This window comes from Rahnella laticis (genome assembly GCF_015644585.1).
Taxonomy (GTDB): domain Bacteria; phylum Pseudomonadota; class Gammaproteobacteria; order Enterobacterales; family Enterobacteriaceae; genus Rahnella; species Rahnella laticis.
Genome location: NZ_JADOBI010000001.1, coordinates 560,982 through 587,525 on the forward strand (window position 1 = coordinate 560,982; position 26,544 = coordinate 587,525).

Sequence of the window (26,544 nt, forward strand, 5' to 3'; positions counted from 1 at the left end):
CAGGGCGAAACATGATTGTTCGCTCAATCCAAAGGGAGCCGATTATGATGCTGATTACCGGCGGTGCGCGCAGCGGTAAAAGTCGTTTTGCTGAACAGATCGCAGAAAAACGGGGCGGAGACGTGTTGTATATCGCCACGTCAGCGGTGACGGATGCGGAAATGGCCGAGCGGATCCGCTTCCACCAGCAGCAGCGTCCGGCGCACTGGCATACGTTTGAAAGTCATCGTGATTTAGGCGACGTTGTGCGCCTGAAGCAGACTGAATTCCCGACGATCGTGATTGAATGCATCACAACGCTGATCACAAATCTGCTGTTTGATATGGCCGGTGAAGCTGAGCCGGAAGCCATGGATTTCACCGCCATCGAACAGCATATTCTGGCGCAAATCACTGAACTGGCGGACGCCGCGCAGCATTGTGAAACGGAAGTGATTATCGTCACCAATGAAGTCGGTATGGGGATTGTGCCGGATAACCTGTTGTCGCGGCGCTTTCGTGACATCGCCGGGCGGGTGAACCAGCAACTGGCGGCTGCGGCGGATGACGTATATCTGGTGGTTTCCGGGATCCCGGTGCCGGTAAAAACTTCTGCGTAAAAAAGGATATTACGATGATGACATGGCGTCTGTTTCTCGCGACGTTGCAGTTTCTCACCCGCATACCGGTAAAAGAACGCTGGTGTGACGGTGTTGAAATGAAAGATTACCCGCGCGGGATTGTGTGTTTCCCTTTCGTCGGGCTGGTTGTCGGCCTGCTTTCTGCGCTGGTCTGGGGGATTCTGGTTCCGCATGTCGGCGCATTTCCGGCGGCGGTTGCCGCGGTTATCGCTCACATTATGCTGACCGGCGCACTGCACCTTGACGGGCTGGCGGACACCTGCGACGGGTTGTTTTCGGTACGCAGCCGGGAGCGCATTCTGGAAATTATGCGCGACAGCCGCATTGGCACCAACGGCGCACTGGCACTGATTGTCGCTATTTTGCTGCGCACGGCGCTGATTTATCAGTTAAGCGCCGACGGGCTGGCAGTGTTTGCAGTTCTGGTGGTAACGCCGGTTATCGGGCGGGGAATGATGTCCGTCATGATGTTCAGGCAGTCTTACGCGCGTGAATCGGGCATGGGCAACCTGTTTATCGGCAAAATCAGCGAAGGGCGCTTTTATGCGACGCTGCTGCTGATGGCCGCGCTGGTTTTGTTTATCGCCGGTTTCTCCACTCTGTTCGCCCTGCTGGTGACGCTGTGCTTAACCTTCGCCTTCCGCCGCTTTGTCGCCAGCCGCATAGGCGGACAAACCGGTGACACGTTAGGCGCGGCCTGCGAATTAAGCGAACTGGTTTTTCTGTTCTTCCTTTTATGGCACTGAGATCCGGAAAAAATAAATGAAACTGTATCTGATACGACACGGACAAACTCAGGCAAATGTTGACGGCGTTTTCTGCGGCAGCAGCGATATCGCGCTGACCGCGCAGGGCGAAACGCAGGCGCAGCACGTCGCCCGCCAGCTGGCGGAAACACCGCTCGATTGCGTGATCCACTCCGGCATGCGGCGCAGCCTGGCCACGGCAGAATTTATCGTTAAAGGGCGTGAAATCGCTGTAGAAAGCCAGCCTCTTCTCCGGGAAATGGGATTCGGCGAATGGGAAATGCGCCATCACAAAGAGCTGGAGGCCTCGGAGGCAGAAGGTTATCAGCAGTGGTGTCAGGACTGGCAAAAAGCGGCAGTGCCTCAGGGCGAATCCTTCACCGAATTCACCGGGCGGATCCGTCAGGCGTTGCAGCAAATTCACCTGTGTCCGCAGGGAAACCGCGTGGCTATTGTGGCGCATCAGGGTTCACTCAGCCTGTTGCTGGCGATGATGCTCAAACTCGCGCCCGCTGACATGTGGCGCTTTCCGTTTAAACAAGGCTGCCTGTGTGAGATCGATTTAAGCCCGGGCGCCTGTGTTATCCAACGTTTCAACGACAGCGGTATTTAACTTTTTTAATCACGATAAGGAACACCGATGGCTTCGCTGGCAAATATCATCCGTCAGATTGCTGAACCCGACGCAGAGGCCGCACGGGCTGCCGCAGAACGTCTGGACAGCCTGGTTAAACCGCTGGGCAGTCTCGGGCGTCTGGAACAACTGGCCGTTCAGCTGGCGTCGATTCGCGGTAAAGCCCCGCTGAAATTCCCCAGCAAAGAAATTCTGGTGATGGCCGCCGATCATGGCGTATGGCACGAAGGCGTAACGCCTTCGCCGCAGGTCGTCACCGCAATTCAGGCGGTGAATATTGTGCAGGGAAAAGCCGGTGTTTCCGTGCTGGCGCGTAACGCCGGTGCGCAGGTGACGCTGGTCGACTGCGGGATACTCGGCCCGGATATTCCCGGCACGCTGAACCACAAAGTCGCGCAAGGCACCGGCAATATTGCGACCGGCCCGGCGATGACCCGTGAGCAGGCGGAATCGCTGCTGATCTGGAGCGCAGAGCGTGTGATCGCAAAAGCGGAAAGCGGGTTATCTTTGCTGGCGGTCGGTGAGCTGGGCATGGCAAACACCACGCCCGCGGCGGCGATGGTGGCGGTGCTCACCGGCGCAGCCTCTGCGCAAACGGTCGGGCTGGGCGCTAATCTTCCGCCGGAGCGGCTGGCCCATAAAATCAGCGTGGTGGAAAAAGCCATTGCGGTGAATCAGCCGGATGCTGCGGATGCGCTGGATGTCATGGCGAAAGTCGGCGGGTTTGAGCTTGTCGGTATGGCGGGCGCAATGATCGGTGCGGCGGCGGCGGGAATTCCGGTGGTGCTGGACGGATTCCTGTCTTACGCCTCGGCACTGGCGGCCTGTCAGATGGCACCGGCGCTGAAACCGTATCTTATTCCGTCACATCTTTCGGCGGAGCAGGGCGCGACTATTGCCCTGGAGGCGCTGGGTTTGCAGCCTTATTTTGATCTGAGTTTGCGTCTGGGCGAGGGCAGCGGTGCCGCGCTGGCGTTACCGCTGATTGATGCTGCCTGTGCTGTCCATAATGAAATGGCGACACTGGCGGAGTGTCAGATAGCGCTTTGAAACTTAAGTTTTAACGCTTACGTTTAAAAGCAAAGCAGGGTGTTACCAGTCAATGCCCTGCTGCGCCATAATGCCCGCATCAAAAGCATGCTTTACCGGACGCAGTTCGCTGACGGTATCGGCCAGCTCCAGCAGATCCCGATGGCAGCCGCGGCCGGTGATAATCACCGTCTGGTGCGCCGGGCGGGCATTCAGCGCATCAACCACTTCCTGCAAATCCAGATAGCCGAAACTGACCATATACGTCAGTTCATCGAGCACGACGAGATCTAATGTGGCATCGGCCAGCATGCGTTTTCCATGCTGCCAGACGGCCTGACAGGCGTCGGTGTCTGTTTCTTTATTTTGTGTTTCCCAGGTGAAACCGGTCGCCATCACCTGAAATTCGACGCCATGCGGTTCCAGCAGATTTTTCTCGCCGTTCGGCCATTCGCCTTTAATAAACTGGATCACCGCCGCGCGCATTCCGTGCCCGACGGCGCGGGTCACCGTCCCGAAAGCCGCGGTGGTTTTGCCTTTGCCGTTACCGGTAAACACAATCAAAATGCCGCGCTGCTCTTTTGCCGCGTCAATGCGCGCATCAACCTGTTCTTTCAGCTTTTGCTGGCGCTGCTTGTGGCGATCTTCAGTCATGTTCGGCTCCGTTATTCGGCTGGACCGGCTTTACGGCCCGGCTGGGCATCAAAACTGATACCGGTTTTACGACGGCTGTCATCGCCCATCAGGTAGAGATACAGCGGCATGATGTCAGCCGGTGTTTTGAGTTTATCTTTGTTTTCATCAGGGAACGCCGACGCGCGCATGCCGGTGCGTGTTCCGCCCGGATTAATGCAGTTCACCCGCAGACCAGTGTGTTTATGTTCTTCGGCCAGCACCTGCATCATGCCTTCGGTGGCGAATTTCGATACCGCGTACGCGCCCCAGCCGCTGCGACCTTCGCGCCCTACGCTGGACGTTGTGAACACCAGCGACGCGCTGGCCGGTTTGAGCAGCAGCGGCAGCAAGGCCTGTGTCAGCATAAACGTCGCATTGACGTTCACCTGCATCACGTTCATCCAGTCCTGCAACCTGATTTCGGCCATCGGCGTAATCTCCGTCAGCAGCCCGGCATTATGTAAAACGCCGTCGAGATGCGGCACCCATCCGGCAATCTGGCTGGCGACGCGCTGGCAATCCTGCTCGCTGGCGGTCAGTAAATCGAGCGCATAAATGAACGCAGGACGCAGGTTTTTCGCGGCAATTTCCTGCTGAACGCTGGCCAGTTTGCTTTCGGTGCGCCCGAGTAAAATGACCTGCGCGCCAAAGCGGGCGTAGGTCAGCGCCGCTTCGCGCCCGATGCCGTCACCTGCGCCGGTGATCAGAATAATACGGTTGTTGAGCAGGTCAGATTTCGGATGGTAATGCATGGGTAGTCCTCATAGTTCGGGGCGCGATGTGGCAGCGATGGCCGTCTTCACATCAGGGGCGCTGAGTATCAAAAATGCCGGGAACGGGAGAAGTTGCGCTCGACCGGAGCCCGACATTTTGGCGTGAATTTGGGGTGTTTCGGAATTGATCACCGGTTATATGCCTTAAATGGGCTGGAGTTTCAATAATTAACCCAAAAACAGACAGCTCTTTTGTAACAAAATTGGAACAATGGCGCACTCACTTTTAGTCTCTGGCATGATGTCATCTTCGAACAAGACGACGCGGCGCCGATTGTCTAGAATGTTCAGCATCTTTCATAACGGTTTTATTACCACATCGAAAAGGCGGTTTGTGTGGATTTACTTTCTCTTTATGGGCTGTTTTTGGCCAAAGTAGTGACCGTAGTGATCGCCATTGGTGCGCTGGTGGTATTGGTGGTTGGCCTTCGTCATCGCAAATCTCACGGAAAAGGTGAGTTGCAGCTGGTCGATTTAGGGGAGCAGTACCGCGAAATGCAGCGTGAAATGCGCAGCGCGCGTCTGAGTCCTGCGAAGCTGAAAATCCGCAGTAAAGAATTGAAGAAAAAGGATAAAGCGGAAGCGAAACAGAAAAAATTACAGGCAAAAGCAGGGGAAACCCAATCCAAACCTTGCCTGTATGTTCTCGATTTCAAAGGCAGTATGGACGCACATGAAGTGACTTCGCTGCGCGAAGAAATTTCAGCCGTGCTTGCGGTGGCCACGCCGGAAGACGAAGTGCTGTTGCGCCTGGAAAGCCCGGGCGGCGTGGTTCACGGTTACGGTCTGGCCGCTTCGCAGCTGGTTCGTTTGCGCCAGAGCGGTATCCGCCTGACGGTAGCGGTAGATAAAGTCGCCGCCAGCGGAGGATATATGATGGCCTGCGTAGCTGACCGCATTGTCGCCGCACCGTTTGCCATTATCGGTTCAATTGGCGTTGTTGCGCAGATCCCTAACTTCAACCGCTTATTGAAAAAGAACGATATTGATATTGAACTGCATACGGCGGGAGAATTCAAACGCACCCTGACGCTGCTCGGTGAAAACACCGAAGAAGGGCGCGAGAAATTTCGCGAAGATCTCAACGAAACGCACGTGCTGTTTAAGGAATTTGTGCATCAGAATCGTCCGTCACTGGATATCGATACCGTGGCAACCGGTGAACACTGGTTTGGTACGCAGGCGCGTGAAAATGGCCTGATTGACGCCATCGGCACCAGTGATGATTTACTGATTGCTGAAATGAAAAATCATGAAGTGATTGCGGTGCGTTATGCCCGCCGTAAACGCATGATGGACAGATTCACCAGCAGCGCGGCAGAAAGCGCTGACCGTCTGTTCCTGCGCTGGTTGCAGCGCAGTCAGAAGCCGTTGCTGTAAACGGTTTTCCTCATTAAAAGCGCAAAGAAAAAGGGACTTCGGTCCCTTTTTTTATCGGCTCGATTTACTGAGAAAGCTAACCGGTTGCGCTTTCATTTATAGCGGCTTTTTTATCTCAATCTTCGAGATGGTATTTTTCTGAAAAAAGATGGGCCAGGTGTTTAAACATATTAAATACCGCGGTGGTTTTTCGGGTCGGTAAACCGTTTTCATCCATGAAGAATTCACCGCGGAAAACCAGCACATTGCCTTTCTGTTCAACTTCTGTCGCAGCCATTCCGCTAAGATACTCATCGTGCTCACGGATAACCTTATTCGCTTCTGCCAGTAAAGCTTCGCGACTTATTGCCGATGTATTTTCGTGCATGATATTTACTCCCCACTATAATTGCTGACGTTATTGTAATCCTGACGTTGTTAAAACCGCAAATCGGCTGTGGGTAATGGCTTTATGTTATGGTTATTATTTGAACGATTCGCCGAAAAGATTGAACACATTGGCGAAAAGGGCGTTTCCGTGTTAATTAGTTTGCGTGACGATTTTAATCAGGTAGAGTGTGGGATTTTGTGGCTTCAGGTGGAATGTTTTGTTTACGCTTGGTCATTATTTGACATAGGAAAGAGCACATTCTGCTGAACCCTGTCTGGTTAATCCCTCGCAGAATCAGTGTTTTGAACCTCTGGAAGTCAGTTTGCTCTTTCTTTTAAAGAAATGAGTTGACGTTCTGACTCACTGCCGCAATATAAAAAAAGACGTGATATTGTGCCGCGGCATAACTAGACAAAATCTTCTTCAGATGATGAAGAATCATTCAGGTAAAGGTAATTATGGGTAAAGCTCTCGTAATAGTTGAGTCCCCGGCAAAAGCCAAAACGATTAATAAATATTTAGGAAATGACTACGTGGTTAAGTCCAGCGTCGGTCATATCCGTGATTTACCAACCAGTGGATCCGCTGCTAAAAAGACCGCCAACTCAACCGAAGAAAAAACAAAGAAAAAAGTAAAAAAGGATGAGAAAACCGCGCTGGTCAATCGCATGGGCGTCGATCCGTATCATGGTTGGGAAGCGCAATACGAAATACTTCCCGGTAAAGAAAAAGTCGTTGCTGAGTTAAAAGCGTTAGCGGAAAAAGCTGACCACATCTATCTCGCAACCGACCTTGACCGCGAAGGAGAGGCGATTGCCTGGCATTTGCGGGAAGTGATTGGCGGTGATGACAAACGTTTCAGCCGCGTCGTATTTAACGAAATTACCAAAAACGCGATTCAGAATGCGTTTAAAGAACCGGGCGAGCTGAATATTGATCGTGTTAATGCTCAGCAGGCGCGTCGCTTTATGGACCGCGTGGTGGGTTACATGGTTTCCCCGTTGCTGTGGAAGAAAATTGCCCGTGGTTTATCCGCTGGCCGTGTTCAGTCCGTAGCGGTTCGTCTGGTGGTTGAGCGCGAAAAAGAAATCAAAGCGTTCGTGCCGGAAGAATACTGGGAGCTGCACGCTGATTTGCTGGCGAAGAAAGAAACCGCCCTGCAAATGGAAGTGACGCATCACCTCGATAAGCCGTTCAAACCGGTCAATAAAGAGCAAACCCACGCGGCTGTTTCGCTGCTTGAAAAAGCGCGTTATCAGGTGGTGGATCGTGAAGATAAACCGACCAGCAGCAAACCGGGTGCTCCTTTTATTACCTCCACGTTGCAGCAGGCGGCAAGTACGCGCCTGAGCTTTGGCGTGAAGAAAACCATGATGATGGCGCAGCGTCTCTACGAAGCCGGTCACATCACCTACATGCGTACTGACTCCACCAACCTGAGCCAGGACGCTGTAGAAATGGTTCGCGGCTACATCGGCACAAATTTTGGCGATAAATACCTGCCGAAAGCGCCGTTGCAGTACAGCAACAAAGAGAACTCTCAGGAAGCGCACGAAGCGATCCGTCCTTCTGACGTTGCCGTGGTTTCTGAGCAGCTCAAGGATATGGAAGCGGATGCGCAGCGTCTGTACCAGCTGATCTGGCGCCAGTTTGTGGCCTGCCAGATGACACCGGCGCAGTACGATTCCACCACGCTGACGGTGAAAGCGGGCGATTATTCCCTGCGCGCCAAAGGCCGTACGCTGCGTTTCGATGGCTGGACGAAAGTCATGCCAGCGTTGCGTAAAGGCGACGAAGACAGAACGCTGCCAGCCATTGAAGTTGGTACCGAACTCGAACTGCAACAGCTGCTGCCAACTCAGCACTTCACCAAACCGCCTGCGCGTTTTAGCGAAGCGTCACTGGTGAAAGAGCTGGAAAAACGTGGCATTGGCCGTCCGTCTACCTATGCGTCGATCATTTCGACCATTCAGGATCGTGGTTACGTTCACGTTGAAAACCGCCGTTTCTATGCGGAAAAAATGGGTGAAATCGTCACCGATCGTCTGGAAGATAATTTCCGCGAACTGATGAACTACGATTTCACCGCGCGTATGGAAGACGGGCTGGATCAGGTCGCGAACAATAAAGCGGAATGGAAAGCGGTTCTGGATGAGTTCTTCACCGAATTCAGCAAGCAGCTTGAAACCGCCGAGAAAGACCCTGAAGAAGGCGGTATGCGCCCGAATCAGATGGTTCTGACCAGCATCGAATGCCCGACGTGCAGCCGCCCGATGGGTATCCGTACCGCCAGCACCGGTGTGTTCCTCGGGTGTTCCGGTTATGCGTTGCCGCCGAAAGAGCGCTGCAAAACCACCATCAATCTGATTGCAGATGCTGAAGTTCTGAACATCCTTGAAGGTGATGAAGCGGAAGCCAATGCGCTGCGCGCCAAACGTCGTTGCGGCAAATGTGGCACGGCGATGGACAGCTACCTGATCGACAACCAGCGTAAATTGCATGTCTGCGGTAACAACCCGGAATGTGACGGCTACGAAATCGAAGAAGGCGAATTCCGTATCAAGGGGTATGACGGCCCGATCGTTGAGTGTGAGAAATGTGGTTCTGAAATGCACCTGAAAATGGGGCGTTTCGGTAAGTACATGGGCTGCACCAACGACGAGTGTAAAAATACCCGTAAGATCCTGCGTAACGGTGACGTTGCGCCGCCGAAAGAAGATCCGGTTCCCTTGCCGGAGCTGCAATGTGAAAAGTCTGACGCCTATTTCGTTTTACGTGATGGCGCGGCGGGTGTTTTCCTGGCGGCCAATACTTTCCCTAAATCGCGCGAAACCCGTGCGCCGCTGGTGGAAGAACTGAAGCGCTTTAAAGATCGTCTGCCGGAAAAACTGAGCTATCTGGCCGATGCGCCAGTTGCTGACCCGGAAGGCAATAAATCGATGGTGCGTTTTAGCCGTAAAACGAAGCAGCAGTACGTGTCTTCAGAAAAAGACGGCAAAGCCACTGGCTGGACGGCATTTTATGTCGACGGTAAATGGGTCGAAGGTAAGAAATAGTATTATTTAGCCGGAACCCATTGTTATTCGATTGTAAAAAACCAGTCCTTCGGGCTGGTTTTTTTATTGCATTAAGATCTATCATCGACAAGTTCTTCGCGAATATCTTCTCAGGGCAGTGCTGCCTGCTGTAATCCTTATGTTATCTGGCTATACAATGTGTCATTTCTTGATATAATTGTTATATAAAATTTGTTTTTATTCACATTTGTAATAAGCTAATGCGTCTGTGACATAAGACGACGCAATACAGACTTCGGGCATTCAATAAAAATCATTTCCAGTCTGTTCAGCCAGCGGGTGAACAGGGATGGTGACAGGGTTTGAAACCAGGGTGGTATGAGATATGAAATTGCAGCAACTGCGCTACATCGTAGAGGTTGTTAATCACAATCTGAACGTCAGTTCGACGGCAGAAGGCCTGTACACGTCGCAGCCAGGGATCAGTAAGCAGGTGCGCATGCTCGAAGATGAGCTGGGTATCCAGATTTTCTCCCGCAGCGGTAAACATCTGACGCAGGTCACGCCCGCCGGGCAGGAAATTATCCGCATCGCGCGCGAAGTGCTGTCGAAAGTTGACGCCATTAAAGCCGTCGCGGGCGAGCACACCTATCCCGATAAAGGGTCACTGTACGTCGCCACGACACACACTCAGGCACGTTACGCACTGCCAAACGTCATTAAAGGTTTCATCGAGCGCTACCCGCGCGTTTCACTGCATATGCATCAGGGTTCGCCAACGCAAATCGCCGAGGCCGTATCCAAAGGTAATGCTGATTTCGCGATTGCCACCGAAGCGCTGCATCTTTACGACGACCTGATTATGCTACCTTGCTACCACTGGAACCGTGCGGTTGTGGTTCAGCCGGATCATCCGCTGGCGGGCAAAGATAAAGTCACCATCGAAGAGTTAGCGGCGTATCCGATTGTCACCTACACCTTCGGGTTCACAGGCCGTTCTGAGCTGGACACCGCGTTTAACCGCGCCGGGCTGACGCCGCGTATCGTCTTTACCGCCACCGATGCTGACGTGATCAAAACCTACGTCCGTCTTGGCTTAGGCGTCGGCGTTATCGCCAGCATGGCCGTCGATCCGATTCAGGATCCGGATCTGGTGACGGTCGATGCGCGTGATATCTTCACGTACAGCACCACTAAAATCGGTTTCCGTCGCAGCACTTTCCTGCGCAGCTACATGTACGATTTTATCCAGCGTTTTGCGCCACATCTGACGCGCGACGTGGTGGACACCGCCATTTCCCTGCGCTCGAATGAAGATATCGAAGAGATGTTCAAAGACATTAAGTTGCCGGTGAAATAAACCGTCACGCGCTGCTGAAAATCTCCGTCCCGCGACGTCTTACGATGCCGCGGGATTTTTTTTGCCTGATGAACACTTCGTGTTGTTATGAAAATGTTAATTGAATTTTGTGTTATGTTTAACTATGCACTTATAAGCTTGCGGGTTATTCCCTAATAGCCACGCACGCGCGAGAAATGAGCAGTAAAAGGAGAAGCTATGTCGTCCGATATTCGTGAGAAAAGTCTGGATAAACTGGCAGTCCAGAACAAGGAGTTTCATTACTACAGCCTGCCGCTCGCAGCCCAAACGCTGGGTGATCTCCAGCGCCTGCCAAAATCCCTCAAAGTTTTACTCGAAAATTTACTGCGCCACGTGGATGGCGACACCGTAACGGAAAGTGATTTGCGCGAACTGGTCGGCTGGCAGAAAACCGGCCACGCCGATCGTGAAATTGCTTACCGGCCTGCGCGCGTCCTGATGCAGGATTTTACCGGTGTGCCGGCGGTGGTGGATTTAGCCGCCATGCGGCAGGCGGTAAAACGTCTCGGCGGTAATGTCGACCAGGTGAACCCGTTATCGCCTGTCGATCTGGTTATCGACCACTCGGTGACGGTAGATGAATTTGGTGATGACGAAGCGTTTGATGAAAACGTCCGGCTGGAAATGGAACGCAACAACGAACGCTATCAGTTCCTCCGCTGGGGCCAGAAAGCCTTCAACCGCTTCCGCGTTGTGCCGCCGGGCACCGGGATTTGCCATCAGGTTAACCTGGAGTATCTCGGGCAGACCGTCTGGTACGAAGAGCAGGACGGTAAAACGGTCGCCTACCCGGACACGCTGGTCGGCACCGATTCGCACACCACCATGATTAACGGTCTGGGGATCCTGGGCTGGGGCTGCGGCGGGATTGAAGCGGAAGCGGCGATGTTAGGCCAGCCAGTTTCCATGCTGATCCCCGATGTGGTTGGCTTCAAACTGACCGGCAAATTGCGCGAAGGCATCACCGCAACCGATCTGGTGTTAACCGTCACGCAGATGCTGCGTAAGCACGGCGTGGTCGGCAAATTTGTTGAATTCTACGGCGACGGGCTGGCGGATTTACCGCTGGCCGACCGCGCCACGATCGCCAATATGTCACCGGAATTCGGGGCCACCTGCGGGTTCTTCCCGGTGGATGACGTCACGCTCGGCTACATGAAACTGAGCGGCCGCAGCGACGAGCAGATTGAACTGGTCAAAGCTTATTCGCAGGCGCAGGGTTTATGGCGCAATGCGGGCGACGAGCCGGTATTCACCAGTACGCTGCCGCTGGATATGGGGAGCGTTGAACCGAGTCTGGCTGGCCCGAAACGTCCGCAGGATCGCGTGGCGCTGCCGGATGTGCCGAAAGCGTTTAAAGCAGCCACTGAACTGGAACTGGGAAACAGTAAACCGGGGCGCAGCGACAAGGAAACCTTCACGCTGGAAGGGCAGCATTACGCGCTCACGACCGGCGCGGTGGTGATTGCCGCCATTACGTCCTGTACCAATACGTCAAACCCCAGCGTGCTGATGGCGGCCGGTTTGCTGGCGAAGAATGCTGCTGAAAAAGGGCTGACCCGCAAACCGTGGGTGAAAACCTCGCTGGCGCCGGGTTCCAAAGTGGTGACCGATTATCTGAATGCTGCCGGTCTGATGCCATATCTTGAACAGCTCGGCTTCAATCTGGTGGGCTACGGCTGTACCACCTGTATCGGTAACTCCGGGCCGCTGCCGGAACCGATTGAATCCGCCATTAAATCCGGGGATTTAACCGTTGGCGCGGTGCTTTCCGGAAACCGGAACTTCGAAGGGCGCATTCATCCGCTGATCAAAACCAACTGGCTGGCGTCCCCGCCGCTGGTGGTGGCGTACGCGCTGGCCGGGAATATGAACGTCAATCTGACCCACGATCCGCTGGGGGAAGATGCGGATGGCAAACCGGTTTATCTGAAAGATATCTGGCCGTCTGCGGCAGAAATTGCTCATGCGGTCGGGCAGGTGACCACGGCCATGTTCCATAAAGAATATGCGGAAGTGTTTAACGGTGACGCCAGCTGGCAGGCAATTCAGGTTGAAGGCACGCCGACCTACACCTGGCAGGAAGATTCGACCTACATCCGGCATCCGCCGTTCTTCAGCGACATGAAAGCGGAACCGGACGCGCTGGAAGACATCAACGATGCCCGTATTCTGGCGATTCTGGCAGACTCCGTCACCACTGACCACATCTCGCCAGCCGGGAATATCAAAGCCGAAAGCCCGGCAGGGTTGTATCTGAAACAGCACGGTGTAGAGCCGAAGGCATTTAACTCCTACGGTTCGCGGCGCGGTAACCATGAAGTGATGATGCGCGGGACGTTCGCCAATATCCGTATTAAAAACGAAATGGTGCCGGGCGTGGAGGGCGGATTTACCCGCCATATTCCGTCGCAGGATCAGCTGGCGATTTACGATGCGGCGATGCGCTATCAGCATGAAAGCGTGCCAACGGCAGTGATTGCCGGTAAAGAGTACGGTTCCGGGTCGAGCCGTGACTGGGCGGCGAAAGGGCCGCGTTTGCTGGGTGTTCGCGTGGTGATTGCGGAATCCTTCGAACGTATTCACCGCTCAAACCTGATCGGCATGGGGATTTTACCGCTGGAATTCCCGCAGGGCGTGACGCGCAAGACGCTGAAACTGACCGGCGATGAGCAGATCAGCGTCCGGGGTTTGCAAACCCTGACGCCTGGGCAGGACGTCTCGGTACACATCACCTTTGCCGACGGGCATACGGAAACGGTGAACGCGCGCTGCCGTATTGATACGGGCAACGAGCTGACGTATTTCCAGAACGGCGGCATTCTGCATTACGTGATCCGCAAAATGCTCTGAATTTGTTATCTGCCGAAAATCCATGAAAAAGGGCACCGTTAAGGTGCCCTTAATATTTCTGTCATATCCTGAAAAAATTACTTATCGAGCAGGTGGCCCATTTTGGCCGCTTTGGTCGAGAGGTAACGTTCGTTTTCCGGATTACGGCCCACGATCAGCGGCACGCGCTCGGTGATATTAATACCGGCTTCAGTCAGGATTTCGACCTTTTTCGGGTTGTTGGTCAGCAGGCGGACAGAATCAACGCCCAGTAACTTGAACATATCTGCGCACAGGGTGAAGTCGCGTTCATCAGCCGCAAAACCGAGCTGATGGTTGGCTTCGACGGTGTCGTAGCCTTTGTCCTGCAAAGCGTAAGCGCGGATTTTGTTGAGCAAACCGATGTTACGGCCTTCCTGACGGTGATACATCAGGATGCCACGGCCTTCTTCGGCGATGTGATTGAGTGCGGCTTCGAGCTGAAAACCACAGTCACAGCGCAGGCTGAATAAGGCATCGCCGGTCAGACATTCCGAGTGAACACGCGCGAGAACCGGTGTTTCACCGCTGATGTCGCCAAAAACTAACGCCAGGTGGTCGTGCCCGGTGGCCAATTCTTCAAAACCCACCATCAGGAAATCGCCCCAAGGTGTTGGCAGATTGGCTTCTGCCACCCGTTTCAGCTGCATTTTACGCTCCAAAAAAACCACAAAGTGTCTTCATTTACAGTGAGTATTTTACTTGTTGATGCGCATCCTACGTTCAGATGCGGCCTCTGGATAGGGAATCGGTGCCTTTCCATCACGACAGGGCGTTATTTTGCCACAGATTGGCGCAGTTTTTAGCGCGAATATTTGAACGATTAGTTCATAACTTATGAATTATAACCGCTTCTTCAACAATCCCCGCTTAGGGAATGTGAAGCGGTAACAACGTTGCTACACTCCAACTCTTTTATCAATGACGGAAGGGACGACTATGTTTGATATCGCCAGACGCACCGCATTCGGGGCGGTTCTTTTATTACTGATGCCCGCAGCGGTTTGGCTCAGTGGCTGGTTATGGACGCCGGGCGGTAATCCGTCAATTTTACTTCCGCTGTATTGGGTTACCGAAACGGTCAGTCAGCCCTGGGGCATTTTAACCACGGTAATTCTGTGCGGATGGTTTTTATGGTGTCTGCGCTTTCGTCTCAAAGCGGCGATCGGGCTGGTGCTAATGATTTCGGTGGCGCTTCTGGTCGGCCAGTCAGCCAAGACTTACATCAAAGGGGAGGTGCGCGAACCACGGCCTTATGTGGCCTGGCTGGGTACTGACCATCAGATGAACGTTGAGGAATTTTACGGCCTGAAACGCAAGGCGCGCAGCCAGCAGGTCAGAGACGTCCTCGGCGATAACGCTCAGATCCCGCACTGGCTGAACAAAAGCTGGCAAAACGACACCGGCTACGCATTTCCTTCCGGCCATACTATGTTCGCCGCGACCTGGGCATTGCTGGGCATCGGGCTACTGTGGCGGCGTAAACACTACAAAACGGTCACCTTCCTGATGGTGTGGGCGGTTGTGGTGATGGGCAGCCGCCTGATGCTGGGGATGCACTGGCCGCGTGACCTGATGGCGTCCGTAGGGATCAGCTGGATCCTGGTGACACTGGCCTGCTGGCTGACCGAACGCTATATCGGGCCGCTGACGCCGCCACCGGCAGAAAATCAGGAAATCGCGCAACGCGACGGAGAATAAACACCGGCAATTTCAAAGGGGTTTAACAAAACCCCTTTAATTCATCGCTTTCCGTCCCCATATCTCTTCCATATCGTAAATTGCAGCGATATTTGCGACACGCCGCAAAAGTTGCACGAAGTTCCAACAACCTGCATTTAAAGCCTCCGCAATGTTTCCCAGCTTTGTTTGGAAATGCTAACTTATTAGGTCGGGACGAGAGTTTTTGGCATAATTCATCCGGTACATCCGGCATTACAGGAATGAATGTGAAATATCTGCTGATTTTTTTATTTTTGCTGGTCATCGTGGTGATTTCTATCACTCTGGGTGCCCATAACGATCAGACTGTGACCTTCAATTATTTGCTGGCGCAGGGTGACTATCGTGTTTCCACACTACTTGCCGTGCTCTTTGCCACCGGTTTTATTCTCGGCTGGGTCATCTGCGGTTTGTTTTACCTGCGTGTCCGTTTATCTCTCGGGCGTGCGCAGCGGAAAATCAAACGCCTTGAACAACAAATTGAACCCGCGGCTGCCGTTACGCCGCCAGCAGCATCTTATGATGTCAGCAAGGAATAACCCTCTATGTTAGAACTGCTGTTTCTGTTGTTGCCCGTTGCGGCCGCCTATGGCTGGTACATGGGGCGCAGAAGTTCTCAGCAGGACAAACAGGAAAATGCTAACCGCCTGTCGCGTGAATACGTAGCAGGGGTTAACTTCCTGCTTTCCAACCAGCAGGATAAAGCGGTCGATCTGTTCCTTGAGATGTTGAAAGAGGACAGCAGTACGGTCGAAGCGCACCTGACTCTGGGGAACCTGTTCCGCTCCCGTGGCGAAGTCGATCGCGCCATCCGCATCCACCAGTCGCTGATGGAAAGTGCTTCGCTGACCTTCGAACAGCGTTTGCTTGCCGTGCAGCAGTTAGGGCGCGATTACATGGCTGCCGGTTTTTATGACCGCGCGGAAGACATGTTTAATCAGCTGGTGAAAGAGCAGGACTACCAGCTGTTTGCGCTGGAACAGTTGCTGATCATCCATCAGGCGACCAGCGACTGGCAGAATGCTATCGATGTGGCCGAGCGTCTGGTCAAGCTGGGCAAAGAAAACCGTCGCAAGGAAATCGCACATTTCTGGTGTGAACTGGCGCTGCTGGCGATGGTTGCTGATGATTTCGATAAGGCCACCGGCCTGCTGAAAAAAGCCGCGGCGGCAGATAAACTTTGTGCCCGCGTGTCTATCATGCAGGGGCGCATTTTCCTGGCGCAGGGCGAATACCGTAAAGCGGTTGATGCGCTGCAGCGTGTGCTCGAGCAGGACAAAGAACTGGTCAGCGAAGCGCTGCCGATGCTGCAGGAGTGCTACCAGAACCTGAAAGATACGCTGGGCTGGGCAGAGTTCCTCAAACGCTGTGTCGATGAAAACACCGGCGCGACGGCAGAACTGATGCTGGCGGAAATCATCCAGCAGGAAGAAGGGCGTGAAACGGCGCAGAACTACATCAACCGCCAGTTGCAACGTCATCCGACCATGCGCGTCTTCCATCACCTGATGGACTACCATCTGGCCGATGCAGAAGAAGGCAGGGCGAAAGAGAGTCTGGTTTTACTGCGGGACATGGTGGGTGAGCAGATCCGCACAAAACCGCGATACCGCTGCCACAAATGCGGGTTTACCGCGCATTCGCTGTACTGGCATTGTCCGTCATGCCGCGGCTGGGCGACGATCAAGCCTATACGTGGTCTCGACGGGCAATAATTTTTCCCTTCATACTTCGCGCTGCAGGTGCGTTGGCTGCTTTCTGTCACCCGAATCACTTACTCAAGTAAGCTCATCGGGTTCCTTCAATTGCCGCCTTCCTGCAACACGAATTATTTAGGGAAAATCGGCGATACAAAGGCTTAAATTACTTCTTCTTACCGGTGGTTTTACGGGCGCTAAGTAACGTACGCAGTTTCTTAATTTCTTTTGCCGTCAGCGCCGGTTCAGAATCTTCAGCAAGATGCTGATTATCAATCTCATGCTCGGTGGCTTTCGCCGCCTTTTTCCCCTTAGGTGCCGCCGGATTAAAGCTCTCTTCCAGACGTGCTGCCACTTCCGCACTTAAAGAATGCTCAGCCTCAGCGGCGGCGTTCTTGATCAGTTCCTTCAATTCAACCGGAATTTTGACGGTCAGGGTTGTTATCTCACTCATTTTTCAGCCTTTCCTTAGAGTAAAGTTACAAGCTATGCCAGCGTTGTGTCGGCGTCTAGTGCATCACAAAAATTTAATAAAACTGTCACATTATGTGTAGCTGTGAATTCAGCCTTTTGCCATGTAAAATGCGGGCGGCAGAAAACAGGCTTTCCCTTCCTGAAATGAAAAAACACAAGAGGCTGAAGATATGACGTCAGAAAATAGCATTAACAACAACGACTTAAATTCCTCACCTATTGTTGTCGCTCTCGACTATGCCGATAAATCTGCCGCGCTGGCTTTTGCAGATAAAATCGATCCCCGTGATTGCCGTCTGAAAATTGGAAAAGAGATGTTCACGCATTTCGGCCCGCAGATGGTGAAAGATTTGCAGACTCGCGGTTTTGACGTCTTTCTGGATCTGAAATTCCATGACATCCCGAACACCACGGCGCATGCGGTTGCCGCTGCGGCGGAGCTGGGCGTGTGGATGGTCAATGTGCATGCCAGCGGCGGTGCGCGGATGATGACCGCAGCAAAAGAAGCGTTGCTGCCGTTTGGTAAAGACGCGCCGTTACTGATTGCCGTCACCGTGCTGACCAGCATGGAAGGCTGCGATCTGGCGGATCTGGGCATCACGTTATCTCCGGCAGATTACGCCGAACGTCTGGCGCGACTGACCCGTGACTGCGGGCTGGACGGCGTTGTATGTTCCGCGCAGGAAGCCACGCGCTTTAAATCGGCGCTGGGGCAGGAGTTCAAACTGGTCACGCCGGGGATCCGCCCGGCAGGCAGCAAAGCCGACGATCAGCGCCGCGTGATGACCCCGCAGGAAGCGCTCGCGGCGGGTGTGGATTACATGGTGATTGGCCGTCCGATTACGCAGTCCGCCGATCCGGCGCAGACGCTGCGTGATATCCGTGCATCACTGCGATAAGCAGGAGAATTTATGAGTAATGACAACAACAGCCGGTTAGTGTATTCCACCGACACCGGCAGAATCGACGAACCGAAAGCCGTTGTGTCGCGTCCGAAAGGTGACGGCATTGTTCGCATTGCGCGTCAGACCAGCGGCCGCAAAGGGAAAGGCGTTTGTCTTATTACTGGCGTCGATGTCGATGATGCTGCGCTGGAAAAACTGGCAGCCGAACTGAAGAAGAAATGCGGTTGCGGCGGCGCGGTGAAAGACGGCGTCATTGAAATTCAGGGCGATAAACGTGATTTGCTGAAACAGCTGCTGGAAGCCAAAGGGATGAAAGTCAAACTGGCGGGTGGCTGATAAAACAAGATGCTGCGCCATTGATGAGCGCAGCGTCTTACTGTTTTTATCTATTCTTATTTACTGACCTGATGACCCACAATACCACCTACTGCTGCGCCGCCTAACGTACCTAAAGTACTTCCGTCAGTCAGAACCGCACCACCAAGTGCACCGGCACCGGCACCAATCGCCGTGTTACGGTCACGTTTAGACCAGTTACCACACGCGGTAACAGACATCGCAAGAGTCAGAACCAGTGCAATACTGGCAACGCGTTTATTTACGAGCATCATAGTTATCTTCCTCAAAGGATTAACGTTCAGCATCATCGATAAGTATAGGTAACTTGCAGCGTTCTCACTGTATTTCACCGGGTGATCCTTCACACAACTTATGATTTTTTGAGCTGTTCCTAACCTTTATTCATAATTCGACTCATCCGGACGCACTTTTGCATCCGTTAACTAAAAATAGTGAAATTAGTATCTATTCACTAGGTGAATAATCTTAATTCACCATCAAGCCGCACTCTCACCACACAATTAACTAAAGCATTGCGCCTGCGTGCCCTGAATGTGGCACAAACAGGCACTTTCGCGTTTGCAGCAGAACCTTACGCACTCTTTAGCGATTTGCCCCATACCGGCACCCGCCCGCCGACCAGACAATAAAGCATCGACAGATGAGGAAACCGAGATGCTTAAACAACTGAAAGAGCAGGTACTGGAGGCCAACCTGGCACTGCCGCGCCATAATCTGGTGACCTTTACATGGGGAAATGTCAGCGCCGTGGACCGCCAGCAGGGGCTGGTCGTCATCAAGCCGTCGGGCGTGGAATACGATCATATGGGCGTCGAAGACATGGTGGTAGTGGAGCTGGAAACCGGGAAAATCGTGGAAGGCAGCAAGAAACCGTCTTCGGATACCGACACGCACCGCGTGCTCTACCTTAACTTCCTGCAGGCGGGCGGCATTGTGCATACCCATTCCCGCCATGCGACCATCTGGGCGCAGGCCGGGATTGATATTCCGGCCTGGGGTACCACGCATGCGGATTATTTCTACGGCAATATTCCGTGCACGCGCTTAATGACCGAAGCAGAAATCGCCGGTCGCTACGAGTGGGAAACCGGCGAAGTGATCGTTAAAACGTTCGCGGAACGTCACCTCGACCCGGCAGATATTCCGGCGGTGCTGGTGCATTCGCACGGGCCTTTTGCCTGGGGGAAAGATGCCGATAACGCCGTACACAACGCGGTGGTGCTGGAAGAAATCGCCTATATGGGCATTTTCTCCCGCCAGTTAACGCCGCAGCTGCCGGATATGCAGCCACAACTTCTGGATAAACATTATCTGCGTAAGCACGGCAAGAATGCTTACTACGGGCAGTAATCCGCGCCGTACCTGGAAAATCACATGAAGAAGTCAGCCGACGAGGCTGACTTTTATGCCTAAGTGGGTCAGTTGCTGGCGGAACGTTTCCGGCAGGGCTTCGTCAGTAATGACATGACTGAAAGCGCTGACCGGGCCGAGCGGATTGAGATTGATCTGGCCGAATTTCGAAGAATCTGTCAGCACGATATTTTCCGCGCCTTTCGCCACGACCGTGTTCACCACGTCGGCACGCAACATGTCACGGCCGGTAAAACCGGTGGTGTCAGTAAATCCGTCAATCCCGATAAAGGCTTTGCTGAAATTCATCTGCTGCAAACACAATCTTGTCAGCGGGCCGACCACCGTCTGGCTGGTCTTCTGGTACATTCCGCCGAGCAGCACCACGTCACACGGCATACTTTTCAGTAACGACGCCACATAACTGCTGACGGTAATCACCGTGAGATTCTTTTTATCCGCCAGATATTGCGCCAGCAGGGCAATGCTGCTGCCGCTTTCGAAAAATACCGTTTCGCCATCCCGGATTAATGATGCCGCGAATTTTGCCAGTTTTTGCTTCTGTGCGAAGTTCGACATCATTCGGGTATCGACGTCATCGGTCTGGATTGCGACGGCAAAACCGTGTGCGCGGCGCAGATAATGGCGTTGCTCAAGCTGATTGAGATCGTGACGGATCGTCACTTCTGAAACCTGACAAATCTGCGACAGCTCACTCACGCTGATCCGCTGTTTATCGTTTACCCATTGCAAAATGACTTGCTGTCTGTCGTTCATAAGTGCCCAAAAATACGGGCAGCGCAGGCTGCCCGTCAGCTGAAGTGAATTCTGTTTCGAAGATTACAACGTATGTTCCGTTCGCGCGATAATATCATCTTGCGCTTCCGGCGATAAAGCGGTGAAGAATGCCGAATAACCGGCCACGCGCACCACCAGATCCCGGTAGTTTTGCGGTTCCTCGCGCGCTTTCAGCAACGTCTCGCGGGACACAATATTGTACTGCACGTGCCAGCCTTTATGATCCTCAAAGAACGTCCGTAACATCAGCATCAGCGTCTGGCGGTCGGCTTCATTTTCAAGCGATGCCGGATTGAGTTTCTGATTCAGCAGTACGCCGCCGAGGATCGCTTCCGTCGGTAATTTCCCCAGCGAATTAAATACCGCCGTTGGCCCCAGATGGTCTGTGCCGGAAGCCGGGCTTGCGCCTTCGGCCAGCGGGGTGAACGCTTTACGTCCGTCAGGTGTCGCCGTGGTCGCCGCGCCAAATGGCACGTTAGCGGAAATTGACGAGGTCCCGGCATAGTATGTTCCGCCAATCGGGCCGCGCCCGAAACGCGTATTGTGATAATTCGACAGCTCGTCGATGTAGCACTGGTAGGCGCGTACCAGAAGATTATCCACGCCGTCATGGTCGTTGCCGTACTTATCCGCGCCGTTAATCAGCCGCTGGCGTAAGCGCTCGCCGTCCAGCCCGTCGTAGTCAGAAGCCAGCGCAGCCGCCAGTTCCTGCTGGCCGACAGAACCCTGTTCGAAGACCAGTTTTTTGACCGCCGCCAGACTGTTGCCGAGATTGGCAATCCCGACCTGCAAGCCGGAAACCCAGTCGTATTTCGCGCCGCCTTGTTTGATGGTCTTGCCGCGCTCGATACAGTCATCGACCAGCGCGGAACACAAAATATCCTGCGCGTTTTCTTCCAGAACGGTATCGACGACGCATTCGATTTCAATCGATTTACGCGTGTAGTAGCGAATTTGCTCATCCCACTGCGCGAAAACCTGCTCAAAGTTTTCAAAGTTGTCCTGAGACAGCCCGCGTTCCTGCGGCAGAAATTGCGACTGGCTTTTGGCGTCATGCCCCTGTTCGAGCGCAGCCAGCATAACGCGGGCAAAGTTGATGAAGCTCATGCCGGTGCAGCGGTAGCCCCATTTTCCGCCGACGGCGGTTTCGATGCAGCCGATGGCGGCGTAATCGTAGGCATCTTCTTTCTCAACGCCGAGTTTGATGAATTCAGGGATCACGATTTCATCGTTGTTAAACGCGGGCATCCCGAAACCGCAGCGGATCACCTGCACGCAGGCATCCAGAAAATCGCTGCTCATGCCCGCGTGATAACGCACGCTGAGGTTTGGCTGTGTGGAACGCAGCTGGCCGCACGATTCAAGAATGGCGTAGGAGAGCGGATTAACCGCGTCGGACGCCACGCCGTGATGCAGTTTCTGGCCGCCGATGGTGACGTTCTGATACAACGGGCTACCCGCCGACGCTTTGGAGTGCGTGCCGGAGCGGATTTTGTTCACTTCCAGCAATTTCAGCCAGCAGCTTTGCAGCAACTCAATGGCGCGACCGCGCTCCAGCGTTTGCTCAAGTTCGACGTCACGGCGGTAGAACGGGTAAAGATACTGGTCCATACGGCCAAACGAAACGGAATGCCCGTTGGATTCGATCTGCAAAATCAGCTGGATGAAATAGCACAGCTGCAACGCCTGCCAGAAGCTGGAAGGCGGCTGATGGGCGATCGCGTGACAGTTTGCGGCAATCGCCAGCAGCTCATCGCGACGGCTCTCGCGCGGCTCAGCGGCGGCCATTTCCTGCGCCAGATCGCCAAAGCGAACGATATGATCGCTGACGGCGGCCAGCGTGATATCAATGGCTTTCAGCAGTTGTTCTTTATGCAAATCTTCCCAGTCAGTAAGATTAATGCGGCTGCGGCGTTCATCGACTTTATGGCGCAGTCCGTCCAGCCCCAGCTCGAGCAGCAGCGGGAAATTCACCGCCAGATGGGCATCGCCGGACGTCATATTGCCTTCGGCTTTTACGATGCCGCTGTCGAGCAGCGCCTTCTGCTCATCGGTAAACATACCGTAGCAGCGATCCTGCACCGTCTGTCCGCGCCACCACGGGCAAATCTCGTGCAGGACATTCTTATTCTTTTCACTCACCGCGAAACCGGCTCCCGGCCGGTCGGCCAGCGCATCAATTTCGTTTTCAATCCAGCCGACGGTGTATTCCGGGAAAATCGGCGCGGCACGTACTTCGCTGGCCTGATTCCCGACGATCAGTTCGTCATGTTTGATCCAGACAGTCCGTTTCTGGAGATGTTCAGCCAGTGCCAGCGCGCGGCGGACGGCCAGCGGCTTATCCGCATGTTGCTGATAAATCTGCGTGTAATGCTGCGCGCGTTCGGTACACACCGGCGGTTTTACGATGTGGATCAGCGCGTCTTTATGGGCGCGGATGCGGGCGGAGAGGGTATTCAGATTCAATGTCGTCATTATTTTTATCCTCTTAACTGGGCACAAAGACCTTTTCCGGCGGCGTACTCTTCGGCAAACGTCAGCAGATCCGGGTCATTTAATGGCTGGCGCGGGGCCAGATAGGGTTCGCCGAGCAGGACATATTTATTGATGCCCAGCGTGTGATAAGGCAAAAAGTGGATGGCTTCACAACCGGTTTCCGCTGCGGCGAAATCCACAATCTGGCGGATGGACGCCCGGTCGGCGTTAAAATCAGGGATCAGCGGCACGCGGACAATCAGCTTCTGACCGGCAGTCGCCAGACGGCGGAAATTGTCCATCACGCGTTTTGCTGAGCCGCCGGTCAGGCGTCTGAACGGCGCGTCGGCGACGTGCTTCAGGTCGGCCAGCAGCAAATCCAGCGCGCCGAGAGAAGGCTCGATATATTTCCAGGGAACGTGCAGACAGCTTTCCGCCGCCGTATGCAAACCCTCGTGGTGACAGCGTTGCAGCAGATTCAGCGCCGTCTGTGGTTGCATAAAAGGCTCGCCGCCGGAAAGCGTAACGCCGCCGCCGGTGCGCTGATAAAACGGCTTATCGCGCAGGATTTGCTGCATCAGGCTCTCCATATCTGCGTCTTCGCCGCAAACGCTCAGCGCACCGGAAGGGCAAACCTGTTCCATCTGACATAAATCTTGTGCAGAGAACGCCTCGCGACACAGGCTGATCCCGCCATTTTCGGCGGTCACCGCTTTGGGAAATGCCTGCGCACAATGCTGACAACCGGCGGTACACAGCCGCGAATCAAACAGCACGTCGGGTTTCTCTGAACGGCTTTCCGGGTTCTGGCACCAGGTGCAACTCAGTGAGCAGCCCTTGAGAAAAACAACCGTGCGGATCCCCGGCCCGTCATGGGTGGAATAACGTTGCACATTAAAAATCATCGCGGCGCTCCCTTATTTTCTTCTTTCGTAATTTACATGCTTTCATTCGAAAGTCATTTTGATGACGATCAATAAACCCGCCGCTTGCAGGGGTACACTCTTCGATACTTTGCATTCGCTCACAGGTTTAAGGAGAAAGTTATGGAGCTGTATCTCGATACTGCCGATGTTGTTGCGGTGAAACGTCTTTCGCGCATTTTGCCGTTGCAGGGGGTCACGACGAACCCGAGCATTGTGGCGAAAGAAGGAAAATCCCTCTGGGAAGTGTTGCCTGCACTGCGTGATGCCCTCGGCGGAACCGGGAAATTATTTGCCCAGGTGATGGCAGCGGATGCAGAACAGATGATCGCCGAAGCCCTGCTACTGTCGCAGCGGGTGCCCGGTTTAGTGGTGAAAATCCCCGTCACGGCGGAAGGGCTGGCGGCGATTAAAGCTTTAAGAAGCATGAATATTCCAACGCTCGGCACGGCTGTTTACGGCGCAGGTCAGGGGCTCTTATCCGCGCTGGCGGGTGCTGAATACGTGGCACCTTACGTGAACCGTCTGGACGCGCAGGGCGGTGACGGCATTGCGATGGTCAGAGAATTACAGACGCTGCTGAGCCTGCACGCGCCGCACTCAAAAGTGCTGGCGGCCAGTTTCAGAACGCCGCGTCAGGCGGTGGATTGCCTGCTGGCGGGCTGTCAGTCGGTTACGTTACCGGTGGATGTTGCTGAACAACTTCTCGGCACGCCAGCGGTTCAGGCGGCGGTACAAAAGTTTGACGCCGACTGGCAGCAGGCTTTCGGCACGACATCTATAAGCTAAAAATTCCCGGCATTTCAGAAACCCGCACAGGCAACTGCTGCGGGTTTTTTTGTTTTTGTGCCGTAGAAAAATCCGAATTTGTGATTTCGCTCGGAAATTAAATATTGACGGAAATATTTATTAAAACTACCGATCTAAAAAATAGAAACAACGTTTCAATTTATGAGTTGCATCACTTTTATAGCCCTGAGAAATGGATAACGTAGCGGCATTCGGAAGTCCGTTACTTTTAAATCAGGTGAAAAATAATGCACATTAAACGAGCGATAGAAAAAATCCCTGGCGGGATGATGTTAGTGCCTCTCTTCATCGGTGCGCTGTGTCATACCTTTGCGCCTGATTCCGGTAAGTATTTTGGCTCCTTCACCAACGGTCTGATCACCGGTACGGTGCCGATTCTGGCCGTCTGGTTCTTCTGTATGGGGGCGTCGATCAAACTGAGCGCCACCGGGACGGTTCTGCGTAAATCCGGCACGCTGGTGGTCACAAAAATTGCCGTCGCCTGGATTGTCGCGGCAGTGGCGTCGCGCTTTATGCCGGAAAACGGCGTCGAGTTTGGCTTCTTCGCCGGGCTATCCGTACTGGCGCTGGTCGCGTCCATGGACATGACCAACGGGGGGTTGTACGCCTCGGTCATGCAGCAATACGGTACAAAAGAAGAGGCGGGCGCCTTCGTGCTGATGTCTCTGGAATCCGGCCCGCTGATGACCATGATCATCCTCGGTACGGCGGGCATTGCCTCGTTTGAACCGCACGTTTTCGTCGGCGCCGTCCTGCCATTCCTGATTGGATTTGGTCTGGGGAATCTTGACCCGGAATTACGCGAATTCTTCAGTAAAGCCGTTCAGACGCTGATCCCGTTCTTCGCATTTGCACTGGGTAACACCATCAACCTGAGCGTTATCGCACAAACCGGTTTGCTGGGTGTGATGCTGGGCGTTTCAGTGATTATCCTCACCGGTATTCCGCTGATTCTGGCCGATAAATTCATCGGTGGCGGTGACGGCACAGCAGGGATTGCCGCCTCCAGTTCCGCCGGTGCCGCGGTTGCCACGCCGGTACTGATTGCCGAAATGGTTCCACAGTTCAAACCCGTCGCCCCGGCCGCCACGGCGCTGGTCGCCACGTCAGTGATAGTCACCTCAATACTGGTGCCGATTTTGACTGCGATGTGGTCGCGGAGAGTGAAGAATAAAGCCGTGAAAGGCAAAGTGGCGATGGATCCGCCGATGGCGAGTGTGAAGTAGCTGTCTGAACACGAGGCGGTGTTCAATCACGCCAGTCATACATTTAGAAATGTAGGGATTTTGGTTTGATTGCAGATGCCGCTGCAAGGGCGGCAAAACATTAAGATGACCGGGAAAGTTTCGGTTTCTCAATAACTGTGATCACTTAACTCCCTGCGCCGAAACCGACAAAAGAGGGCTATGACGAGCCCTCTTTTGAATCTCCGCGTCTTTTTTACTGCGCGCTATCGCTCGCTGGCACTGTTTCAGCAACTCCGGTTAGTGCCGCAAAATTCCGCCGCTGCGCGGTTCCTTCCAGTCGGATTACA

Annotated in this window: 25 protein-coding genes; 16 read left to right on the forward strand and 9 right to left on the reverse strand. The window is 53.9% G+C overall.

Annotated elements, in window-relative coordinates:
* Positions 1–44 precede the first annotated feature (44 nt).
* Genes cobU through cobT form a run of 4 tightly spaced genes read left to right on the forward strand, consistent with a single transcriptional unit; the run spans position 45 to position 3,050 of the window.
* On the forward strand, positions 45–599 hold the full coding sequence (gene cobU / locus IV433_RS02545; RefSeq protein ID WP_195812568.1) for a bifunctional adenosylcobinamide kinase/adenosylcobinamide-phosphate guanylyltransferase: 555 nt from the start codon (positions 45–47) through the stop codon (positions 597–599).
* A gap of 14 nt (positions 600–613) precedes the next feature.
* Positions 614–1,366, forward strand: a complete 753-nt coding sequence (cobS, locus tag IV433_RS02550; protein ID WP_195812567.1) for an adenosylcobinamide-GDP ribazoletransferase — start codon at positions 614–616, stop codon at positions 1,364–1,366.
* A 16-nt stretch (positions 1,367–1,382) separates the two neighbouring features.
* Entirely contained in the window at positions 1,383–1,979 is a 597-nt protein-coding gene (cobC, locus tag IV433_RS02555) for an alpha-ribazole phosphatase (protein ID WP_195812566.1), read from the forward strand.
* 27 nt (positions 1,980–2,006) lie between these two features.
* Positions 2,007–3,050, forward strand: coding sequence for a nicotinate-nucleotide--dimethylbenzimidazole phosphoribosyltransferase (gene cobT / locus IV433_RS02560; RefSeq protein ID WP_195812565.1), 1,044 nt, complete (start codon positions 2,007–2,009; stop codon positions 3,048–3,050).
* A 42-nt stretch (positions 3,051–3,092) separates the two neighbouring features.
* Here cobT and cobO read toward each other — a convergent pair whose 3' ends face one another.
* Positions 3,093–3,683, reverse strand: coding sequence for a cob(I)yrinic acid a,c-diamide adenosyltransferase (gene cobO / locus IV433_RS02565; RefSeq protein ID WP_195812564.1), 591 nt, complete (start codon positions 3,681–3,683; stop codon positions 3,093–3,095).
* A gap of 11 nt (positions 3,684–3,694) precedes the next feature.
* A complete protein-coding gene (locus IV433_RS02570) occupies positions 3,695–4,456 on the reverse strand; it encodes a YciK family oxidoreductase (protein ID WP_195812563.1) in 762 nt (253 codons plus the stop codon).
* A gap of 357 nt (positions 4,457–4,813) precedes the next feature.
* Between IV433_RS02570 and sohB the strand changes: the two genes are divergently transcribed.
* Entirely contained in the window at positions 4,814–5,857 is a 1,044-nt protein-coding gene (sohB, locus tag IV433_RS02575) for a protease SohB (RefSeq protein WP_195812562.1), read from the forward strand.
* Positions 5,858–5,972: 115 nt separating this feature from the next.
* On the opposite strand, the gene IV433_RS02580 is transcribed toward sohB, so the two are convergent.
* The gene (locus tag IV433_RS02580; protein WP_152325942.1) at positions 5,973–6,224 is read right to left on the reverse strand and encodes a YciN family protein; all 252 of its coding nucleotides are present in this window, start codon (positions 6,222–6,224) and stop codon (positions 5,973–5,975) included.
* A gap of 461 nt (positions 6,225–6,685) precedes the next feature.
* Between IV433_RS02580 and topA the strand changes: the two genes are divergently transcribed.
* The 3 genes from topA to acnA all read left to right on the forward strand — a co-directional run bounded on the left by topA (position 6,686) and on the right by acnA (position 13,478).
* On the forward strand, positions 6,686–9,283 hold the full coding sequence (topA, locus tag IV433_RS02585; protein ID WP_195812561.1) for a type I DNA topoisomerase: 2,598 nt from the start codon (positions 6,686–6,688) through the stop codon (positions 9,281–9,283).
* Positions 9,284–9,629: 346 nt separating this feature from the next.
* A complete protein-coding gene (gene cysB, locus IV433_RS02590) occupies positions 9,630–10,604 on the forward strand; it encodes an HTH-type transcriptional regulator CysB (RefSeq protein ID WP_152325944.1) in 975 nt (324 codons plus the stop codon).
* Between the two features lie 198 nt (positions 10,605–10,802).
* The gene (gene acnA, locus IV433_RS02595; RefSeq protein WP_195812560.1) at positions 10,803–13,478 is read left to right on the forward strand and encodes an aconitate hydratase AcnA; all 2,676 of its coding nucleotides are present in this window, start codon (positions 10,803–10,805) and stop codon (positions 13,476–13,478) included.
* A gap of 77 nt (positions 13,479–13,555) precedes the next feature.
* Here the strand turns inward: acnA and ribA are convergent, their stop codons facing one another.
* Positions 13,556–14,146: a GTP cyclohydrolase II gene (gene ribA, locus IV433_RS02600; RefSeq protein WP_101076876.1), complete on the reverse strand. Its 591-nt coding sequence runs from the start codon at positions 14,144–14,146 to the stop codon at positions 13,556–13,558.
* A 289-nt stretch (positions 14,147–14,435) separates the two neighbouring features.
* Between ribA and pgpB the strand changes: the two genes are divergently transcribed.
* The 3 genes from pgpB to lapB all read left to right on the forward strand — a co-directional run bounded on the left by pgpB (position 14,436) and on the right by lapB (position 16,933).
* The gene (pgpB, locus tag IV433_RS02605; RefSeq protein WP_195812559.1) at positions 14,436–15,197 is read left to right on the forward strand and encodes a phosphatidylglycerophosphatase B; all 762 of its coding nucleotides are present in this window, start codon (positions 14,436–14,438) and stop codon (positions 15,195–15,197) included.
* A 248-nt stretch (positions 15,198–15,445) separates the two neighbouring features.
* Positions 15,446–15,757 (forward strand): LapA family protein, encoded by a 312-nt coding sequence (locus IV433_RS02610; RefSeq protein ID WP_152326349.1) that lies wholly within the window; start codon positions 15,446–15,448, stop codon positions 15,755–15,757.
* Positions 15,758–15,763: 6 nt separating this feature from the next.
* Positions 15,764–16,933 carry a lipopolysaccharide assembly protein LapB gene (gene lapB / locus IV433_RS02615; RefSeq protein ID WP_195812558.1) on the forward strand — a complete coding sequence of 390 codons (1,170 nt, stop codon included), beginning with the start codon at positions 15,764–15,766 and terminating at the stop codon, positions 16,931–16,933.
* Positions 16,934–17,081: 148 nt separating this feature from the next.
* On the opposite strand, the gene IV433_RS02620 is transcribed toward lapB, so the two are convergent.
* The gene (locus tag IV433_RS02620; protein WP_195812557.1) at positions 17,082–17,369 is read right to left on the reverse strand and encodes an Arc family DNA-binding protein; all 288 of its coding nucleotides are present in this window, start codon (positions 17,367–17,369) and stop codon (positions 17,082–17,084) included.
* Between the two features lie 190 nt (positions 17,370–17,559).
* Here IV433_RS02620 and pyrF point away from each other — a divergent pair, with 190 nt between their 5' ends.
* Positions 17,560–18,288 (forward strand): orotidine-5'-phosphate decarboxylase, encoded by a 729-nt coding sequence (pyrF, locus tag IV433_RS02625; protein ID WP_195812556.1) that lies wholly within the window; start codon positions 17,560–17,562, stop codon positions 18,286–18,288.
* A gap of 12 nt (positions 18,289–18,300) precedes the next feature.
* Complete coding sequence (yciH, locus tag IV433_RS02630; protein ID WP_195812555.1) at positions 18,301–18,630, forward strand: stress response translation initiation inhibitor YciH; 330 nt, start codon at positions 18,301–18,303, stop codon at positions 18,628–18,630.
* Between the two features lie 56 nt (positions 18,631–18,686).
* Here yciH and osmB read toward each other — a convergent pair whose 3' ends face one another.
* Positions 18,687–18,905: an osmotically-inducible lipoprotein OsmB gene (gene osmB, locus IV433_RS02635; RefSeq protein ID WP_056780657.1), complete on the reverse strand. Its 219-nt coding sequence runs from the start codon at positions 18,903–18,905 to the stop codon at positions 18,687–18,689.
* 403 nt (positions 18,906–19,308) lie between these two features.
* On the opposite strand from osmB, the gene araD reads away from it, so the two are divergent.
* Positions 19,309–20,004 (forward strand): L-ribulose-5-phosphate 4-epimerase, encoded by a 696-nt coding sequence (araD, locus tag IV433_RS02640; RefSeq protein WP_195812554.1) that lies wholly within the window; start codon positions 19,309–19,311, stop codon positions 20,002–20,004.
* A gap of 33 nt (positions 20,005–20,037) precedes the next feature.
* Here the strand turns inward: araD and IV433_RS02645 are convergent, their stop codons facing one another.
* From IV433_RS02645 to IV433_RS02655, 3 genes are all read right to left on the reverse strand, one after another.
* On the reverse strand, positions 20,038–20,781 hold the full coding sequence (locus IV433_RS02645) for a DeoR/GlpR family DNA-binding transcription regulator (protein ID WP_195812553.1): 744 nt from the start codon (positions 20,779–20,781) through the stop codon (positions 20,038–20,040).
* A 63-nt stretch (positions 20,782–20,844) separates the two neighbouring features.
* Positions 20,845–23,277: a formate C-acetyltransferase/glycerol dehydratase family glycyl radical enzyme gene (locus tag IV433_RS02650; protein ID WP_195812552.1), complete on the reverse strand. Its 2,433-nt coding sequence runs from the start codon at positions 23,275–23,277 to the stop codon at positions 20,845–20,847.
* A gap of 5 nt (positions 23,278–23,282) precedes the next feature.
* Positions 23,283–24,182: a glycyl-radical enzyme activating protein gene (locus tag IV433_RS02655; RefSeq protein WP_195812551.1), complete on the reverse strand. Its 900-nt coding sequence runs from the start codon at positions 24,180–24,182 to the stop codon at positions 23,283–23,285.
* 141 nt (positions 24,183–24,323) lie between these two features.
* On the opposite strand from IV433_RS02655, the gene fsa reads away from it, so the two are divergent.
* Both fsa and kdgT read left to right on the forward strand, forming a co-directional pair.
* A complete protein-coding gene (gene fsa / locus IV433_RS02660; RefSeq protein WP_195812550.1) occupies positions 24,324–24,989 on the forward strand; it encodes a fructose-6-phosphate aldolase in 666 nt (221 codons plus the stop codon).
* A 248-nt stretch (positions 24,990–25,237) separates the two neighbouring features.
* On the forward strand, positions 25,238–26,236 hold the full coding sequence (gene kdgT / locus IV433_RS02665) for a 2-keto-3-deoxygluconate transporter (protein ID WP_195812549.1): 999 nt from the start codon (positions 25,238–25,240) through the stop codon (positions 26,234–26,236).
* Positions 26,237–26,544 lie beyond the last annotated feature (308 nt).